Origin of the sequence: Pseudothauera hydrothermalis (genome assembly GCF_003345255.1) — a bacterium.
In the GTDB taxonomy this organism is placed as follows: domain Bacteria; phylum Pseudomonadota; class Gammaproteobacteria; order Burkholderiales; family Rhodocyclaceae; genus Pseudothauera; species Pseudothauera hydrothermalis.
On record NZ_CP029331.1, the window covers coordinates 103,710 to 121,927 of the forward strand.

Annotated in this window: 14 protein-coding genes; 4 read left to right on the forward strand and 10 right to left on the reverse strand. The window is 65.3% G+C overall.

Annotation, left to right across the window (positions count from 1 at the left end; genetic code table 11):
• Positions 1–173 precede the first annotated feature (173 nt).
• The 3 genes from DIE29_RS00480 (at position 174) to DIE29_RS00490 (ending at position 3,849) form a co-directional block, all read left to right on the forward strand.
• Complete coding sequence (locus tag DIE29_RS00480; RefSeq protein WP_237269477.1) at positions 174–2,357, forward strand: cyanophycin metabolism-associated ABC transporter; 2,184 nt, start codon at positions 174–176, stop codon at positions 2,355–2,357.
• Between the two features lie 4 nt (positions 2,358–2,361).
• Complete coding sequence (locus DIE29_RS00485) at positions 2,362–2,847, forward strand: cyanophycin metabolism-associated DUF1854 family protein (protein ID WP_102040533.1); 486 nt, start codon at positions 2,362–2,364, stop codon at positions 2,845–2,847.
• Between the two features lie 126 nt (positions 2,848–2,973).
• Positions 2,974–3,849: an AEC family transporter gene (locus DIE29_RS00490; RefSeq protein WP_102040534.1), complete on the forward strand. Its 876-nt coding sequence runs from the start codon at positions 2,974–2,976 to the stop codon at positions 3,847–3,849.
• Positions 3,850–3,955: 106 nt separating this feature from the next.
• Here the strand turns inward: DIE29_RS00490 and cysN are convergent, their stop codons facing one another.
• The 5 genes from cysN to DIE29_RS00515 all read right to left on the reverse strand — a co-directional run bounded on the left by cysN (position 3,956) and on the right by DIE29_RS00515 (position 9,361).
• Positions 3,956–5,236 carry a sulfate adenylyltransferase subunit CysN gene (gene cysN / locus DIE29_RS00495; RefSeq protein WP_102043041.1) on the reverse strand — a complete coding sequence of 427 codons (1,281 nt, stop codon included), beginning with the start codon at positions 5,234–5,236 and terminating at the stop codon, positions 3,956–3,958.
• A gap of 39 nt (positions 5,237–5,275) precedes the next feature.
• On the reverse strand, positions 5,276–6,211 hold the full coding sequence (gene cysD / locus DIE29_RS00500) for a sulfate adenylyltransferase subunit CysD (RefSeq protein ID WP_102040535.1): 936 nt from the start codon (positions 6,209–6,211) through the stop codon (positions 5,276–5,278).
• A 144-nt stretch (positions 6,212–6,355) separates the two neighbouring features.
• Positions 6,356–7,138 carry a phosphoadenylyl-sulfate reductase gene (locus DIE29_RS00505; protein ID WP_102040536.1) on the reverse strand — a complete coding sequence of 261 codons (783 nt, stop codon included), beginning with the start codon at positions 7,136–7,138 and terminating at the stop codon, positions 6,356–6,358.
• Positions 7,135–7,674, reverse strand: coding sequence for a DUF934 domain-containing protein (locus tag DIE29_RS00510; protein ID WP_102040537.1), 540 nt, complete (start codon positions 7,672–7,674; stop codon positions 7,135–7,137). The genes DIE29_RS00505 and DIE29_RS00510 overlap by 4 nt, the downstream gene beginning before the upstream one ends.
• A complete protein-coding gene (locus DIE29_RS00515; RefSeq protein ID WP_102040538.1) occupies positions 7,667–9,361 on the reverse strand; it encodes a nitrite/sulfite reductase in 1,695 nt (564 codons plus the stop codon). Before DIE29_RS00515 ends, DIE29_RS00510 begins: the two co-directional genes overlap by 8 nt.
• 147 nt (positions 9,362–9,508) lie before the next feature.
• Between DIE29_RS00515 and cysB the strand changes: the two genes are divergently transcribed.
• Positions 9,509–10,450 carry an HTH-type transcriptional regulator CysB gene (gene cysB / locus DIE29_RS00520; protein WP_114648896.1) on the forward strand — a complete coding sequence of 314 codons (942 nt, stop codon included), beginning with the start codon at positions 9,509–9,511 and terminating at the stop codon, positions 10,448–10,450.
• A 34-nt stretch (positions 10,451–10,484) separates the two neighbouring features.
• Here the strand turns inward: cysB and DIE29_RS00525 are convergent, their stop codons facing one another.
• The 5 genes from DIE29_RS00525 to DIE29_RS00545 all read right to left on the reverse strand — a co-directional run bounded on the left by DIE29_RS00525 (position 10,485) and on the right by DIE29_RS00545 (position 17,985).
• Complete coding sequence (locus tag DIE29_RS00525; RefSeq protein WP_102040540.1) at positions 10,485–11,468, reverse strand: asparaginase; 984 nt, start codon at positions 11,466–11,468, stop codon at positions 10,485–10,487.
• A gap of 26 nt (positions 11,469–11,494) precedes the next feature.
• Positions 11,495–12,898, reverse strand: coding sequence for an aspartate ammonia-lyase (gene aspA, locus DIE29_RS00530; RefSeq protein WP_102040541.1), 1,404 nt, complete (start codon positions 12,896–12,898; stop codon positions 11,495–11,497).
• Positions 12,899–13,063: 165 nt separating this feature from the next.
• Positions 13,064–14,872: an ABCB family ABC transporter ATP-binding protein/permease gene (locus DIE29_RS00535; protein ID WP_102040542.1), complete on the reverse strand. Its 1,809-nt coding sequence runs from the start codon at positions 14,870–14,872 to the stop codon at positions 13,064–13,066.
• Positions 14,873–15,058: 186 nt separating this feature from the next.
• A complete protein-coding gene (locus DIE29_RS00540; protein WP_102040543.1) occupies positions 15,059–15,976 on the reverse strand; it encodes an HDOD domain-containing protein in 918 nt (305 codons plus the stop codon).
• Positions 15,973–17,985 carry a DUF1631 family protein gene (locus DIE29_RS00545; RefSeq protein ID WP_158640265.1) on the reverse strand — a complete coding sequence of 671 codons (2,013 nt, stop codon included), beginning with the start codon at positions 17,983–17,985 and terminating at the stop codon, positions 15,973–15,975. The genes DIE29_RS00540 and DIE29_RS00545 overlap by 4 nt, the downstream gene beginning before the upstream one ends.
• Positions 17,986–18,218 lie beyond the last annotated feature (233 nt).

The window sequence follows — 18,218 nt, forward strand, 5'->3', positions numbered from 1 at the left end:
GCCGGCGGACGAGGTTCGTATTATGAGGGATCGGCCGGCAAGTGCAGATGCGCCAATCAAGCCACAATATGCTTTATCCGTCCTTCCCCTCTCTTACGACGGCCTGGCCCGGGTTGCCGGCCGCGTGGCGTCGCGCTGTCGAGCAGACACCGACCGCCGCGGGAGAGGAGGGTGTGTGGCTGCAGGTCGATCTGGATGCGCAGTTGCGTTTCCGCGACGGGCTGCTGTGGATCGCCGGGCGGACGCTGTGCTGGGCGGACGCCCCGGAAGCGGCACCGCGATGCTGGCCGATCGAGTCCGGCCTGGCGCTGTGGGTGAGCGACCACAACGGCGTGGCCGCGCTGGAGCTGGTGCGCGAGGCGCGCGATGGTCAGCCGGCCGAGCGGCTCGCGGTGTGGCGCTACACCCTCGGCCGACAGGTCGCGGCCCGACGGCTGATCGAGCGCTTCGAGGCGGTGCGCGAGGCCGCGGGCAGCGAACCGCCCACGCAGGAGGCGGCACCACTGCACTGCCCGGTGTGCCACGCGCCGATGGAGCCGGAGGATGACGAGTGCGCGGTGTGCGCGCAGGTGGTCCACACGCCCCCATCGACGCTGACGCTGCTGCGCCTGTGGCGCTTCGCGCGCCCGTACCGCTGGCAGTTGCTGGCGGGCTTTTTGCTGACGCTGGCGGCCACCGCCGCGACGCTCGTGCCGCCGTATCTGACGATCCCGCTGATGGACGACGTGCTGATCCCGTACCAGAACGGGCAGCCGATCGACGTCGGCCTGGTCGCGATGCTGCTGGGCGGGTTGCTGGGCGCGGCGCTGCTCGCGTGGGGGCTGGGCTGGGCCAAGACCTACATCCTCGCGCTGGTGTCCGAGCGCATCGGGGCCGACCTGCGCACGACGACGTATGAACATCTGCTGGGCCTGTCGCTGGAGTATTTCGGCAACCGGCGCACCGGCGACCTGATGGCGCGCATCGGCTCCGAGACCGACCGCATCAACATCTTCCTGTCGCTGCACCTGCTGGACTTCGCCACCGACGTGCTGATGATCCTGATGACGGCGGTGATCCTGTTTTCGATCAGTCCGACGCTGGCGTTGGCCACGCTGCTGCCGCTGCCGCTGATCGGCTGGCTGATCCACGTCGTGCGCGACCGGCTGCGCACCGGGTTCGAGAAGATCGACCGTGTCTGGGCCGAGGTCACCAGCGTGCTCGCCGACACCATCCCCGGCATCCGCGTCGTCAAGGCGTTCGCGCAGGAGGGGCGCGAGGCGCAGCGCTTCCGCGACGCCAACCGCCACAACCTCGAGGTCAACGACCGGCTCAACCGGCTGTGGTCGCTCTTTTCACCGACGGTGTCGCTGCTGACCGAAATCGGCCTGCTGGTGGTGTGGGGCTTTGGCATCTGGCTCGTCGCGCGCGGCTCGGTCACCGTGGGCGTGCTCACGGCCTTCCTCGCCTACATCGGGCGGTTTTACACCCGGCTCGATTCGATGAGCCGCATCGTCTCGGTCACGCAAAAGGCCGCCGCCGGTGCCAAGCGCATCTTCGACATCCTGGATCACGTCTCCAGCGTTCCGGAACCCGTCGACCCGGTGCCGTTGCCGGAGGTCCGCGGGCACATCCAGTTGCGCAATGTGAGCTTCCGCTACGGTAACCGCACGGTCATTCAGGGGTTGGACCTCGAGGTGCGCCCGGGCGAGATGATCGGGCTGGTGGGCCACAGCGGTTCGGGCAAGAGCACGCTGGTCAACCTGATCTGCCGCTTCTACGACGTGGCCGAAGGGGACATTCTGGTCGACGGGGTCGACATCCGCCGCCTGCGCGTGGCCGACTACCGCCGCCACATCGGCCTGGTGCTGCAGGAGCCGTTCCTCTTTTTCGGCACCATCGCCGAGAACATCGCGTACGGCAAGCCAGACGCCACGCGCGAGGAGATCATCGCCGCCGCCCGCGCCGCGCACGCGCACGAGTTCATCCTGCGCCTGCCGCAAGGCTACGACTCGTTGGTGGGCGAGCGCGGGCAGGGGCTCTCCGGGGGCGAGCGCCAGCGCATCAGCATCGCGCGCGCCCTGTTGATCAACCCGCGCATCCTGATCCTCGACGAGGCCACGGCGAGCGTGGACACCGAAACCGAGAAAGAGATCCAGAAAGCGCTGGACAACCTCGTGCGCGGCCGCACGACGATCGCCATCGCGCACCGCCTCTCCACGCTGCGCCGGGCGGACCGCCTGGTCGTGATGGACAAGGGCCGTAAGGTGGAGGAGGGCACCCACGACGAGCTGATGGCGCGGCAGGGCGCGTACTGGCGCCTGTATCAGGCGCAGGCGCGGCAGGCCGAAGCCGAGCGCGAATGGCTGAAGGACTGACGCGATGACGACCGAGGCAGAACCGAACCCCACGTTGACGCTGCGCCGCACCCCGCTGGGTCGGCTCGCGTGGCGCGCGCCCGGCGGCGAATGGGTCGAGGGCGTCGTGCCGGTGCGGGCGTTCCCGATCCAAGCGCCAGACCGCTACGTGTCGCTGGTCGGCCCGGACGGGCACGAGGTGGCGTTCATCGCATCGCTGGCGGAGGTGGACGAACCGACGCGTGCGTTGATCGAGGAGGCGTTACGGGAGCGCGAATTCACCCCGGTGATCCGGCGGCTGCTGGAGGTCAGCGCCTTTGCCACGCCGAGCACGTGGACGGTGGAGACGGACCGCGGCATCACGCGCTTCGTGCTCAAGGGCGAGGAGGACATCCGGCGCCTGGCCCGCGACGTGCTGCTGATCCAGGACAGCCACGGGGTGCAGTATCTGATCCGCCGTCCGCTGGAACTCGACCGGCACAGCCGCCGGTTGCTGGACCGGTTTTTGTAGCGCGTCAACGATGCTTCAATGCGATCATCCATAGAGGAATGTTTTTTGGCGTCGATGCGCGCTCGGGCGAGGCGTTTTCCAAGACCCAATGTGCTGCACGCATGGCGCCTTTGACCGACGCCGCTCATGTTGATTCGCATCGTTGCCATTCTTTTTCCGCTGTTTGCCATCACCGCCTTGGGCTATTTCGTCGGTCGGCGGCTCAAGCCTGATCTGTCGCATGCCAATAAGCTCAACATGGATGTGTTCGTGCCGGCGTTGGTGTTTGCCGCGCTGGCCAACAAAGAATTTCATATCGGCGCCTATCTGCCGCTGACCTTTGCCACCTTGGCGGTGGTGGTCGGCTCGGGGCTGGCCGGTTGGGGGCTGGCACGGTTGAGCGGGGTGGCGCCCAAGACCTTGGTGCCGCCGCTGATGTTCAACAACTGCGGCAACCTGGGCCTGCCGTTGGCGGTGCTGGCCTTTGGCGATGCGGCCCTGGCCCCGGCGGTGGTGATGTTCATGGTGTCCAACCTGCTGCATTTTTCCTTCGGTGCCTGGCTGCTGGATCGCCGCATCAAGCTGTGGACGGTATGGCGGGTGCCGTCTGTGCTGGCGACGATGGTCGGCCTGGCCGTGGGTATTGCCGGTGTGCAGGTGTGGCCGCCGCTGATGATCGCCATCGAGATGCTGGGCGACATCTCGATTCCGTTGATGTTGTTCGCGCTCGGCGTGCGGTTGCAGGAATCGCGTATTTCGTCGCTCGGGTTGGGGGCGTATGCCGCGGTGGCGCGTCCCTTGGTGGGTATGGCGCTGGCCTGGACGGTGATGCAGTGGGTGCCGCTGCAGCCGGATGAGCAGGCTTTGATGCTGGTATTTGGCGCCCTGCCGCCAGCAGTGCTGAACTACATCTTTGCCGAGCGCTATCACCAGGAGCCGGACAAAGTCGCCTCGATGGTGCTGTTGGGCAATCTGGCCGCGCTGGTTTTTCTGCCGGTGGCCTTGGCGCTGGTGCTGGTTTGAGCCCCAAGCGCTCAGCCGGGCTGCGAGACCCTGGCGGGCGTCACGGCAATGGTTGACCGGCGCCGAGGCGGAACGCGCCTGCGTCCGCCCCGCGCCGTGGGCGTCATCAGCCAATCATGCCGGCGCCGACGGTGTTATTGGTGCTCTCGTCGATGATGATGAAGGCACCGGTGGCACGGTTGTCGGCGTAACGGTCGGCCACGATGGGCTGGGCGAGCTTGAGCGTGACGCGGGCAATATCGTTCATGGCCAGTTGGCTGGCTTGTTCATGCGCCAGCGTATTGACATTGACCCGATAGGCGATGTTGGTCACTTTGGCCTTCACTTCCCGGGTGGTATGGCGCACCAGATAGGTGCGCGCCGGCGACAGCGGGGTTTCCGACAGCCAGCATACGGTGGCGTCGATCTGTTTGACCGGCTCGGGCGCTTCGCTGGATTTGACGATCAAATCGCCGCGCGAGATGTCGATTTCGTCTTCCAGCAGCAGGGTGACCGATTGCTCATGGATGGCCCGTTCCATGGGCACGCCGCCCAGTTCGATGGCCCTTACCCGGCTGGTGGCGCCCGAAGGCAGCACGGTAACCGGGTCGCCGACCGCGATTTCGCCGGACTCCACCCGGCCCATGAAGCCGCGGTAGTCGTGCAGTGCCGGGTTGGCCGCATCCTGCGGGCGGCAGACGAACTGTACCGGGAAGCGGAAATCCTCGGCCTGCTCGGTGTGGGCCGCCGGCGTGGTTTCGAGCAATTCCAGCAGGGTGGGGCCGTCATACCAGCCCAGGTGCGCGCCGCGTTCGACCACCATGTCGCCGACCAGCGCGGAGATCGGGATGAAGTGCGGATCGCGGATGCCCAGCTTGTCGGCAAAGGCGAGATAGTCGGCGCGGATGCGCTCGAAGACGGTTTGGTCGTAATCGACCAGATCCATTTTGTTGACCGCCACCACCAGATGCGGAATGCCGACCAGGCTGGCCAGATAGGAATGCCGGCGGGTCTGGGTGAGCACGCCGCGGCGCGCATCGACCAGAATGATGGCCAGGTTGGCGGTGGATGCGGCGGTGACCATGTTGCGGGTGTACTGCTCATGACCGGGCGCGTCGGCGATGATGTATTTGCGCCGGCCGGTGGAAAAATATCGGTAGGCCACGTCGATGGTGATGCCTTGCTCGCGTTCTGCTTGCAGGCCGTCGGTCAGCAGCGAGAGGTCGACGGCGCTCAGGCCGCGTTTGCTCGACGTTTTCTCGATGGCCTGGAGCGTGTCGGCAAGAATGGTCTTGCTGTCGTACAGCAGGCGGCCGATCAGCGTGCTTTTGCCGTCATCGACGCTGCCGCAGGTCATGAAGCGCAGCAGGCCGTTGTCGATTTCCGGCAGGTGTTCGGGGGCGGACATGGTGTTGATTCCTGTCAGGCTGTGCATGGGGTGCGGGGGTCAGAAATACCCTTCTTTCTTGCGCTGTTCCATCGACGCTTCCGAGGTCTGGTCATCCAGCCGCGTGGCGCCCCGTTCGGTGATCGTGGAGGTGGCGGTTTCCATGACGATTTTGTCGACCGTATCGGCGTCCGATTCCACCGGCGCGGTGCAGGAAATGTCCCCCACGGTACGAAAACGTACCCGGCGCTCGACGACCTGCTCGCCCGGCTGGGGCAGATTGACCCGCTCGCCGGTGACCAGCGGCACGTTCACCGGCACGATTGCGCCGTGGCGGATCACCACCGGGCGGGTGTGGGCGAAGTAGATCGACGGCAGCTCCAGCCGCTCGCGGGCGATGTACTGCCACACGTCCAGTTCGGTCCAGTTGCTGATCGGAAATGCGCGGATGTTCTCGCCCTTGTGTACCCGGGCGTTGTATAGGTTCCACAGTTCCGGGCGCTGGTTTTTCGGGTCCCACTGGCCGAATTCGTCGCGGAAGCTCATGATCCGCTCTTTGGCGCGCGCTTTTTCCTCGTCGCGCCGCGCGCCGCCAATGCAGGCGTCGAAACCGAATTCTTCGATGGCCTCGAGCAGCGTCACCGATTGATGCTTGTTGCGCGACTCACCCGGGTGCTTGAGCACCACGGTGCCGCGCGCCATCGAATCTTCCACCGAGCGCACGATCAGGCGTTCGCCCAGCTCGGCGGCGCGTTTGTCGCGGAAAGCGATGACTTCCGGATAGTTGTGTCCGGTGTCGATATGCAGCAGCGGGAAGGGGAAGCGGCCTGGGCGAAAGGCTTTTTCGGCCAGCCGCAGCAGGCAGATCGAATCCTTGCCACCGGAAAACAGCAGTACCGGGTTGGCACACTGGCCGGCCACTTCGCGCAGAATGTGGATGGCCTCGGCTTCCAGCCAGTCCAGATGAGACAGTGTTTGCTTGGTCAGCGTAGACATGATGCGCTTTTCAACGGCTTGGTTGTTTGGCGGAATGCGAGCGCAAGGCGCGCAGCGCGGCACGCCAGCCCGCACGCAGGGCGTTGAGGCGGCGTCGCAAGTTTAGCCGTGGCGCGCTGGCCGACTGTGGATGATGCGCTGTATTCATGACGGATCCTTGGTTTTGACATGCAGCCCGCACTCTTTGGTCTGTGGATTTTCCCACCACCAGCGCCCGGCGCGGATATCTTCGCCCAGCGCGATCGCGCGGGTACAGGGGGCGCAGCCGATGCTCGGGTAGAACTGGTCGTGCAGGGCGTTGTAGGGCACCTCGTGGAGGCGGATGTAGGCCCACACCTCGGCTTCGCTCCAGTCGGCCAGCGGGTTGAGTTTCACCAGGCCGTGGGCTGTGTCGATCTCACGCACGGTCACGGTGCTGCGGGTGACCGACTGGGCGGCGCGCAGGCCGGTGATCCAGGCTGCTTTGCCGGCCAGCGCGCGGGCAAGCGGGCCCAGTTTGCGTACCTCGCAGCAGGCGCGGCGCAGCGCCACCGATTCGTAAAAGGCGTTGATGCCGTGCCGATTCACGAAGCCTTCCACCTCTGCCGCGTCAGGGAAAAAAACCTTGATTTTCAGGCCATAGCGCTGTGTCACTGCGCCCATCAGGGTGTAGGTCTCCGGCGGCAGGCGGCCGGTGTCGAGGGAAAAAATCTCGATCGGTAGCCGCTGGGTGCAGATCAGATCGGTGAGCACCATGTCTTCGGCGCCCAAGCTGTTGGCGAAGGTCAGCTCGCCGTTTGCGCCAAATTCATCGACCGCGCTGCGCAACAGTTCGAGCGCGGCCGCGGTTTTGGCGGCCACGGCATCGCGCAAGGCGTCGGTCAGTGTCGGCCGGGTGGCCGGGTTGCCGGCGGCCGGGCGGATCGGGGAGAAGGTGCTGGCAGTCATGCTGCCACCTCGCGGCGCACACGGCGAAACAGCGGCTCACGCCGGTCTGCCGCGCCCTGGTAAGGTTCGCTGAAGTCCTCGAGGCTGGCGAGCGCGGCGCGCAACTGTTCGGTACTGTATTTGCCCGGCTGCGGTGCGATGACGTCGAAGCCGCAGCGCCTATAAAAGAAGAACTGGTCGCGCAGCACGTTGCCGATGGCGCGCAGCTCGCCGCCGTAACCCAGCCGGGTGCGCAGCAATGTGGCGATGGAATAGCCGCGGCCATCGGTAAATTTTGGAAAATCCACCGCGATCAGCCGCAGGCGTACCAGATCCTCGGCGAGCAAGGCGGGGTCGTCGCTGCCGGCCAGCCACACCCCCAGTTCGCCGGCCTCCAAACGCGCGGCGAGTGCCTCGCGCTGCGTCTGCCACACCGCCAGCGGCACGATCCAGCGCCCTGAAGGAACCTTGACCGCGTCCGGCGTATCGCCTTCGGTCAGGCGCAACACTTCCCAGTCGTCGGCGACAATGGCGCCGTGTTGGATGATCTCAGCCATTGGCCACTTTCCTTTGTTGATCCTGGCGCGCCGCGCGGTCGGCATACACCCGGGTCTTGAATGGCTCCACGCCGACGCGGCGCACAGTGTCGATGAAGCGCTCATCGGCGTGGCGCAGTTCCACAAAGACGGCGATCAGCGATTCGACCACATCTGGCATCTCGTGTGCCGCAAAAGACGGTCCGATGACCTTGCCCAGCGCGGTGTGGTTGCCCTGGTCGCCGCCGATGGTGACCTGGTACCACTCCTCGCCGTTCTTATCGACCCCGAGCACACCGATGTGGCCGACGTGGTGATGGCCGCAGGCGTTCATGCAGCCGGAGATATTGAGTTCGATCTCGCCGATGTCGAAAAGGTAGTCCAGGTCGTCGAAACGGGCCTGGATGGCGTTGGCGATCGGGATCGACTTGGCGTTGGCGAGATTGCAGAAGTCTCCGCCGGGACAGGCGATGATGTCGGTGAGCAGGCCGATGTTGGGCGTGGCCAGGCGTGCGTCGCGTAGTTGCTGCCATAGTTCGAAAAGATCCGACTGACGCACGTCGGCCAGCACCAGGTTCTGCTCGTGGGTCACGCGAACTTCACCAAAGCTGTAGCGCTCGGCCAGTTCGGCCACGCGGTCGAGCTGTTCGGCGGTGATGTCGCCGGGGGCTACGCCGGTGGCTTTGAGCGACAGCACCACGCTGGCGTAGCCCGGGCGCTTGTGTGCGCGCACATTGCGCTTGGCCCAGGCGGCAAAGGGTTTGTTTTCCGCCTTTTTCGCTTCGTACCCGGCATCGCTGGCCGGCAGCGTGGCGTATTCGGGATCGACGAAGTGCCGCGCCACACGCGCCACTTCCGCTTCGGTGAGGGTCGCCGGGCCGTCTTTGAGGTGGGCGAACTCAGCCTCCACCTGACGGCGGAATTCCTCGATGCCCAAGGCTTTGACCAGGATCTTGATACGCGCTTTATAAAGATTGTCGCGCCGGCCGTGCAGGTTATAGACCCGCAAAATGGCCTCGCAATAGGACAGGATGTGCGGCCACGGTACGAAGGCGGCGATTTCCTCGCCGATGATCGGCGTGCGCCCCAAGCCGCCGCCGACCAGGACCCGAAAACCGATGTCGCCGGCCTGGTTGCGCTTGAGGTCGAGTCCAATGTCGTGCACCTGGATCACCGCGCGGTCCTCGGCCGCGCCATTGACCGCGATCTTGAACTTGCGCGGCAAAAAGGCGAATTCCGGATGAAAAGTGCTCCACTGGCGCACCAGCTCGGCCCATGGACGCGGGTCGGTGTGCTCGTCGCCGGCCACGCCGGCAAAGGGGTCGGAGGTGACGTTGCGGATGCAGTTGCCCGAGGTTTGAATGGCGTGCATCTGGACGGTGGCCAGCTCGGCGAGAATCTCCGGAACATCTTCCAGCCGCGGCCAGTTGAACTGAATGTTCTGGCGGGTGGTGAAGTGGGCATAGCCGCGGTCATAGGTGCGCGCGATGTGCGCGAGTTTGCGCACTTGGGCGGCACGCAGGTTGCCGTAGGGGATGGCTACGCGCAGCATCGGCGCGTGGCGTTGGATATACAAACCGTTTTGCAGGCGCAGCGGGCGAAACTCGTCGTCGGAGAGTTCGCCGGCCAGATAACGGCGCGTCTGGTCGCGGAACTGGGCGACACGTTCGTCTACCAGACGTTGATCGTAATGGTCGTACTGATACATCGCGGCTCTCTGTGTGTCCGGCCGGCGCCGGGGCTCGGGGAGGGTGCCTCGCATCCTAAATCGAGGCGATAGGTGCGAGAAGTTGTTTTGCGTTAGACTCTAAGAACTATTGGTTATTTGTAGTGGCCGGTGTCCGCCGGAAAAACAATGAACCTGCAACAACTGCGCTATGTGCATGAAGTCGCTCGCCATGGGCTCAACGTCTCCGAGGCGGCCGAGGCGCTCTTTACCTCTCAGCCCGGTGTGTCCAAGCAGATTCGTCAGCTCGAAGCCGAGCTCGGGGTAGACATCTTCGTGCGCCATGGCAAGCGCCTGGTGGAGATCACCGCGCCGGGCCGTGCGGTGCTGGAAATCGTCGGCCGCATTTTGCGCGACATGGAAAACCTGCGCCAGGTCGGCGAAGAGTTCAGTAACGAAGCCGCCGGCCGCCTGTCGATTGCCACCACCCATACCCAGGCGCGTTACGCCTTGCCCCGGGTGGTGCGCGACTTCATGCAGCGTTATCCACAGGTCAAGCTCGAACTGCATCAGGGCAACCCCCGCCAGGTCTGTGAGATGGTGCTTTCCGGCGAGGCCGATATCGCCATTGCCACCGAGGCCATCGCCGAGTTCGATGAACTGGTGACACTGCCCTGCCATCAATGGAACCGTTGTATCGTTGCGCCGCTGCGCCACCCCATCTTGCAAGTCAGCCCCTTGACCCTGGAGGAGATCGCGCGCTGGCCGATCGTCACCTATGACTTTGCTTTCACCGGGCGTAACCTGATCAATAAAGCCTTTCTCGGCCGCGGTCTGAAGCCCAACGTGGTGCTCACCGCGATCGATTCGGATGTGATCAAGACTTATGTAGGCATGGGCTTGGGCATCGGCATTTTGGCGCGCATGGCCTACGATCCGGTGCTGGATAAAAATCTTGGAATGGTAGATGCCGCCCATTTGTTCGAATCCAGCACCACCCGTATCGGCATCGCACGCAAAGCCTGGCTGCGCGGTTATGTGTATGCGTTCATCGAGTTGTTCGCGCCGCAGCTCAGCCGGCGCGTGGTGGACGCGGCATTGGCTGGCGGCGGTACCGATCCGGGGCTTTGAACACACAGCGCCGCCGGCGCATCCGGTGGATTTTTCAGCCGGGTGCCGGAGCACAGGTTGCGAGCAAGCCGTCATCGCCGGTGGCCAGGGCCAGCATCAACACGATGCGCGCCTGCAGCGCGGAACGAAAGCCGGCGGCGGTCAGAGGACCGGGCTGCGCGCGCGCGGTGACCGGTCCGTGCAGGACGCGGCTGGCGCGCACCAGCCGCACTGCCGCGTCGGCTGCACGGGCTACGGCCGGCAGCCAGGCATCCGGCAGGCTGCCGTTGCCGGGCAGGGCCAGGACCACGCCGGCCACACCGGCTTCCCGCAGTAGATCGAGTAGGCGCGGATCGGCGCCGGCGCCGATATGCAGCACCTCCACCCAGGGCAGCGTGTCGATGTGCTCCAGCGCGCCACGCGCAAGCACTGCGGCCGGCGCCATCGGCCCGCCGCGCAGCCGCACTGGCGGTGAGGCCAGTCCAAGCGGGCCACCCAGCGGCGCACAGAAGGCCGCCGGACGGATGGTATGGCACTTGGCGAAGTCGGCGGCGTCGAACACCTCCCCGCCGACCGCGATCAGCACCCCCGGGCCGTGAAATGCGGGGCAACAGGCCACCTGCACCGCCTCCCAGAGATTCATCGGCCCGTCGGCCGACAAAGCGGTGGCCGGACGCATCGCCGCGGTCATTACCACCGGTTTGTCGCCGTGCAGCACCAGATGCAGAAACCAGGCGGTTTCTTCCAAGGTGTCGGTGCCGTGGGTGATGACGATGCCGTCGATTGTCGGGTCGTCACGCAGGGTCTGGACACGGTGGGCAAGCCGCAGCCAATGCCCAGGGGCGATGTCTTTGCTGTCGAGATTGAACGCCTGTTCGGCGCGGATGTCGGCCTGTTCGCCCAGTTGCGGCACCGCGGCGAGCAGTTGGGTGGCATCCAGGCTGCCGGCGGTATAGCCGGTGATGTCGGTGGCTGCCGCGGCCGTCCCGGCAATCGTGCCGCCAGTGGCAATCAGCGCAATGCGTGGGCGGTGCCGCATCGAGGCGTTCTCCCGGTGGCCGCCGGTCAAAGGTGCCGGGGCGCAGTCAGCACTTCCGGGCGCAGCACGCGTTCCAGCGCGTCTTTGTCCATCAATCCTTTCTCCAGCACCAGTTCGGCCACGCTGCGTCCGCTGCGCAGCGCTTCACGCGCAGCCCAGGTGGCATTCTCATAGCCGATGTAAGGGTTGAGCGCGGTGGCCAGCCCAGCCGAGGTGCGCACCCGCTCGGCGAGCAGCTCGCGGTTGGCGGTGATGCCGCGCACGCAGTTGTCGGTCAGCGTCCGGCAACCCGCCTCCAGATGCTCGATGCTCTTGAACAGCGAGTGACCGATGATCGGTTCGAAGGCGTTCAACTGCAACTGCCCGCCTTCGGAGGCCATGGTGATGGTGACATCGTTGCCGATCACTTCGAAAGCGATCTGGTTGACCACCTCGGGGATGATCGGATTGACCTTGCCCGGCATGATGGACGAGCCGGCGGCGCGTTCGGGCAGGTTGATTTCGTTCAGGCCGGCTTGCGGGCCGGATGACAGCAGGCGCAGGTCGTTACAGATTTTCGACAGCTTGCAGGCGATACGTTTGAGCACGCCGGACAGCTGCACGAAGGAACCGGTGTCCTGTGTGGCCTCGATGAGGTTTTCCGCGGGCACCAGGCGCACGCCGGCCAGTTCCGACAGAAACTCGGTGGCCATCTTGGCGTAACGGATATCGGTGTTGATGCCGGTGCCGATTGCGGTAGCGCCCAGGTTGATTTCCTGGATCAGCGCGATTGCCTCGCGCAGCCGGGCGATGTCTTCGCCCATCATCACCGCATAGGTGGAGAATTCCTGCCCCAGGGTCATCGGCACCGCGTCTTGCAACTGGGTGCGACCGATCTTGAGCACGTCGGCAAACTCGGTGGCCTTGTCGGCAAAAGCGGCACGCAGCCGCTCCATGGCATCGAGCAGACCCTGGATGGCGAATACCACCGCGAGCTTGAGCGCCGTGGGATAGACATCGTTGGTGCTCTGGCTCATGTTCACATGGTTGATCGGGTGCAGCTCCTTGTAATGGCCCTTGGGCCAGCCGAGCTTTTCCAGCGCCAGGTTGGCGATCACCTCGTTGGCGTTCATGTTGGTCGAAGTGCCGGCGCCGCCTTGAATTACGTCCACCACGAACTGGTTGTGCAGGCGGCCTTCGGCGATCTCGCGGCAGGCGTCCTCGATGGCCTGATGGCGGGTGGCGTCGAGCTGGCCGAGCTTGTGGTTGGCGCGCGCGGCAGCCTGCTTGACCAGCGCCAGTGCGCGCACCAGTTCCGGGTAAGAGCCGATGGTTTTACCGGTGATCGGGTAATTTTCCAGCGCGCGCAGAGTGTGGATGCCCCAGTAGGCATCGGCCGGAACTTCGCGTTCGCCCAGCAGGTCGTGTTCGGTGCGGGTGGGTCGGTTCATGCGTGTTCTCCTTGGGTGGGGGCACGGCGAGCGTGTCGATCGTTGTCCGCGCACCGGTCGATGCCCGAGCGGGCAGTGCCCGTGCGGCTTGGCCCCAGTTTAGCAGGCCGTTGGAAAACGACTGCGGCAGTCTTGCGCTTCGTGCTGCGTGTTGCAAACCGCCTGTCAGCCGGTCTCCTGTTCCGCCTCCTGTTGTTGCAGGGCCCACATTCGCGCGTAATGGCCGCCGCGGGCGAGCAGTGCGGCGTGGGTGCCGCGCTCGACGATGCGGCCTTGGTCGAGCACGATGATCTCGTCGGCGTTCATCACCGTAGAGAGGCGATGTGCGATGACCAGCGCGGTACGCCCGGCCGCGGCGCGTTCGAGTTGCGCCTGGATGGCTTTTTCGGTTTTGGAATCGAGCGCCGAGGTGGCTTCGTCGAAGATCAGGATGGAGGGGTTCTTCAGCAGCGCACGGGCGATGGCCACGCGCTGCTTTTCGCCACCGGAGAGCTTGAGCCCGCGCTCGCCCACCCGGGTGTCGAAACCGTCCGGCAGGCGGGCGATGAAGTCGGTGAGCTGGGCGGCGTCCGCGGCGGCCTCCACTTCCTGGCGCGAGGCGCCGGGGCGACCGTACTGGATGTTGTAGAGCAAGGTGTCGTTGAACAGTACCGTGTCCTGCGGCACGATGCCGATGGCCGCGCGCAGGCTGGATTGGGTGAGGCTGCGGATATCCTGGCCGTTTATCTTGATTGCGCCGGCTTGCACGTCATAGAAGCGGTAGAGCAGCCGCGCCAGCGTGGATTTGCCCGAGCCGGAATGGCCGACCACCGCCACGGTGGCGCCGGCCGGCACCTCGAAATCGACCCCGTGCAAAATCGGGCGTTTGGGGTCGTAGGCAAAATGAACCGCCTCGAAACGGATGGTCGCCGGACCGCTCGGCAGTGCGCGTGCATCCGGCGCGTCGGCCACTTCCTGGTTGACCTGCAACAGCCCGAACATGCGTTCGATGTCGGTCAGTGCCTGGCGCAGTTCGCGGTACATCACGCCCAGGAAGTTGAGCGGGATGGACAGTTGCAACATGAAGGCGTTGACCAGCACGATGTCGCCCACGGTCATGCTGCCTGCGGCCACCCGGATGGCGGCCTGCCACATCATGGCGGTGACGCCGACAGCAATGATCACCGCCTGGCCAAGGTTGAGCAGCGATAGCGACTGTTGGTTGACGGTCTGAGCCTGGATCCACTTTTGCAACTGCTCGTCGTAGCGCGCGGCTTCAAAATCTTCATTGTTGAAGTATTTCACCGTCTCGAAGTTGAGCAGGCTGTCGATGGCGCGCGCATGGGCCGCCGAATCCAACTCGTTGGCGCGCCGGCGCAGGGCGTTGCGCCAGTTGGTGACTTTGACGGTGAAGGCGATGTAGGCGGCAAGCGTCACCGTGGTGATGAGCGCGAAAATGCTGTCGTATTGCACCAGCAAAATGCCGATGACCAGGCCGATCTCCACCAGCGTGGGCAGAATGGAATACAGCGTATAGCTGATCAGCGAGTTGATCGAACGGGTGCCGCGTTCGATGTCGCGGGTCAGCCCCCCGGTCTGGCGCTCCAAATGAAAACGCAGGCTGAGCGCGTGCAGGTGACGAAAGACTTTCAGCGAAATGGCGCGTACCGCCTGCTGGGTGACCCGCACGAAGACGAATTCGCGCAGCTCGGTAAACAGCGAGCTGGAAAAGCGCAGCACCCCATAGGCCAACAGCAGCGCCGCGGGTACGACCGCGTAGGCTTGTTCGGTGCTCAGCCCCAACGCGTCGATCAGGTGTTTGAAAACGATGGGCACCGACACGTTGGCGCCTTTGGCGGCCACCAGGCAGAGCAGGGCGAACAGCACCCGGCCCTTGTAGGCCCAGAGGTAGGGGAAAAGGCTTTTCAGGGTCTGCCAGTCGCGGCGCTCGGCCGGCTCGGCAGCGGGCAGGGGAAGGGAAGCGGCGCGTCGCATGATTGCAATTTTAACCCGCAGCAGCGTGCGGATACGGGCTTAGCAGGCCGTTGAAAAACTACTGCGGTGGGCCATCTGCGGCGTTGCGCGGTGCTCGCTTCCTCGCCTATCTATTTGATATGTCTCGGTCGCTGCGCTCCGTGCGCCTTGCATCTGGCCATCCTCGCTACGTTTTTCAACGGCCTGTTAGCCCGCGGGCTGGAGCGGCGGCAAACCGATCAGTTGCAACCACTCGCGCAACTCGACCAAAGCCTGGGCGGTCAGCGCGGCCATGTCCGCCGGCTCCAGTTCGAGCAGCGCGGCGCGAAGATAGACGATGCCGCTGGCGCCGTCTTGCTCGGGCGCGGCAACCGCCTCGGCGGCAAGACCTGCGGCCAGTTGCAGCACGCCGGCCAGGCGATATGGTCGAGAATCCGGCTTCAGGCCGCCGCCTTCGGGGTCGCACTGCCAATAGACCACATCGGCCAGCTCGGTTGGCACGCCCCAGTCGGCCAGTAGCACGGCCGACAGTTCATGGTGGTCGAAGCCGAACGCCTCTTGCTCCAACAGCTCCAGCGGCACCCCGCGCGCGGCCGCGCGCGCCAGCACCACGCCGTAGTCGTCCGGCGCGGCGGTGGCAAAAGCCAGCCGCCCGACGCCGGCCAGCAGGCCGAGCACGAAGGCTTCGCCCAGCCGGAATTCGCGGTAGCGTTCGGCCAGTTTGTCCATCAGCACCGCGGTGTAGAGAGATTCGGTCCAGAACCGGGTGTAATCGAAATGCTTGCAGCGTAGCTTTTTGTGATCGCGGATCATTGAAATGGCCAGCGCATGGGCGCGCACCATCTGCATGCCCACGCGCACCACCGCGCGTTTGACATCCAGAGTGCGCTCGATGCCGCCAAAGCGTGCAGCGTTTGCCGCGCGCACCACAAAGCCGGTGAGCGCCGGGTCGGTCTGGATGACTCTGACCGTCTCATCGATGCTGGCATCGGGGTCGCGCGCCAATTCGATCAGGCGCAAGGCCGCGCCTTTGGGGCTGGGCAGCGCCTCGGCGTCCAAAATGAAGCGGCGGATGCGGCCGCGGGTGTCGTCGGGATTGCGCGGCGGACGGCTGAGTGAGTTCATGATGCGTTACCGTGGCGATCCAGGACCTCGTCGACAATGCCTCCGGGCAGCGCGTCTTGACCCACCGTGCTGGCTTCTCCGGTGGAAAAACGGCGGGCCAGCTCGTCGCGGGTGAGCGCGACCGCGCGTTGGCCCTGGCGGTTGGCAAAAAGATAAAGGGTGCGTGCCGGGCTGATCCAGGTCAGTCGCAGGCGCCGCACGCTGCCGTCGTGCTCGTGCATATCGACCCAGTCGCCGCGCCCGAGCAGGTCGACTTCGAATTCGCCGGCAGGCATGGCCTCGGGTTCGGCGTCGTCGCCGCGGTACGCCACTTGACGGGCGGGCGGTCCGGCCATGCCGGCTTTGACCGCGGCCGCATGCAGCTTGACCAGTTCGGCAAAGAAAGCGTCGCGGGTCACCGGATCGATGCCCGCGCGGTTCATCCGGTCGCGCAGCGTCGCAAGCATCGGTTTGAGCAGGCGTGCCAAGCGTGCGCGTTCGGCGGGGTCGTATTTGGGCCGCACGCTCCACACCAGATCCTGCAACACCGCACTGGCCTCACGCCAGGCCGCTCCGTCGATACCGCCTTCGCTGTGGGCATGAATGAGCACCTGCAACCAGGTGGTGCCGGCAAACTGCCGCAGCGATTCAGGCAAGCTGACGTCGGCGCGGATCGGGGTAATCAGCGCTTCGGCCTGGTGCACGGCGAGCTGTTCGCGCTCGCGCTGGAGCAGTTGGTCGGTGAGCGTGGCCGCACGTTCGTCGGTCAGGCGTTCCTGTTCGGCGAGCCAGTCCGCCAGTGTCTGGCTAGTGCGGGCAAACACACCGGGATCCTGCGCGGCGTGACGCTTGATCTCGGCGATGAGTGCCGTCGCTTGACGGTACAAGGCGCTGTCGGGTGTGATCTCGCCATCCCAGGTCGCGCCCGCCAGCGCAAGCAGGTTGAGCAGCCGCCGCGCCGGGTGCTGACGGTCGGCAAAGAACGCATGATCGGCCAGCGCCAGACGCAGGACGGGAAGCTGCAGCCGCGCCAGCAGGGTTTTGATCGGCCGCGGAATGCTGGGGCTGCCGAATAGGTGGTCGAACAAAGCGGCCAGCACGTCGACGATCGTTCTCTCGTCTTCGGCGAGTCGTTCGTCGATGCCGGCGGCCTGTAGGCTGCGCAGCAGATTTTCCAGCGCCTGCGGGTCATGGCGCAGCGCAAACTCACGACCGTCCAGCGTCAAGCGGGTTGCTTCGGCCGTTGTTGCCGCCAGCGCCTGCTGCAGTGTGCCGGCGCTGCGGCAGTCCAGCGTCGCCGCGGCAGGCTGCGGGCGGTCGCCGCTCGGCGGTTCGCGATCACTTGGCCGGCGATCCACGGGGCGCGGCGGGATGTTGTGGGCCGCTAACTGCGCGTTGGTACCGGCAAACAGCGCAGGCAGCGCGCTTTGCAGCGCATCGATCAGCATCTGCTTGATCAGCGCCCGGTTTTCGGCCGCGCCGGCAAGTTCGCTACACACGCCCAGCACGGCCTCGCAGATGGCTACCGGGCCGAGCGGGTCGAGGCGCTCGTCCAGATTCCGGTGGCCGGTCAACCAGGCCACCCGTGGGCGCAGTTCGGCCAGCTCGGCCGCAGTGGCTTCGATCAGCGGGGCGGATAACTGCAAGGCTTCCGGCGAGACCTCGATGTCTTGCGGCGCAGGCAATCCAAAATCCGGCAACAGACAGGGTTCAGTGCCGGCTGACTCGGGCGTGGGGGCGGGCGCGGTGCGGCGGCGGAAGCTGTCTTCGAAGTGTTGCCGGAACTTATCGTGCAGCCCGCGCGCCATGGCGCGCAACTGGTATTGGGCCTCCAGCAAGCTCAGGGATTCACCGAGCGCCTCGGTTGCGCGCCGCCGGGCCTGGAGCGTGGCGTCGATTTGCGCAACCGCGCGCTCCAATACGCCGCCGATGAACGCCACATAGCGCTCCCGGCAAGCGCCCAGCAGCTCAGCGTAGGCGCTGGGTCGGGGGGGCGCGGCAGGTGAGGGAAATGCAGTCCGGTCGGTCACAAGCCATGACTCCGCGTGCCGGGGCAACTACTGCCGGAACAATGGAGATTGCTGGATTGGGTGCATATTGCCCGCGGTCAGGGTGGGCGTCCAGTGCCCGATTGCGCAAGTGTAGCGGTCAAGGCGGGCGTTAGCCGAAAAGATGCCCGCAAAAAAGAGTTGACGCGACGAGATTGAAACGTACAATTCAAACAAACGTTTGAACGAAACCGGTCGGGCCAAATGTGGCGCGG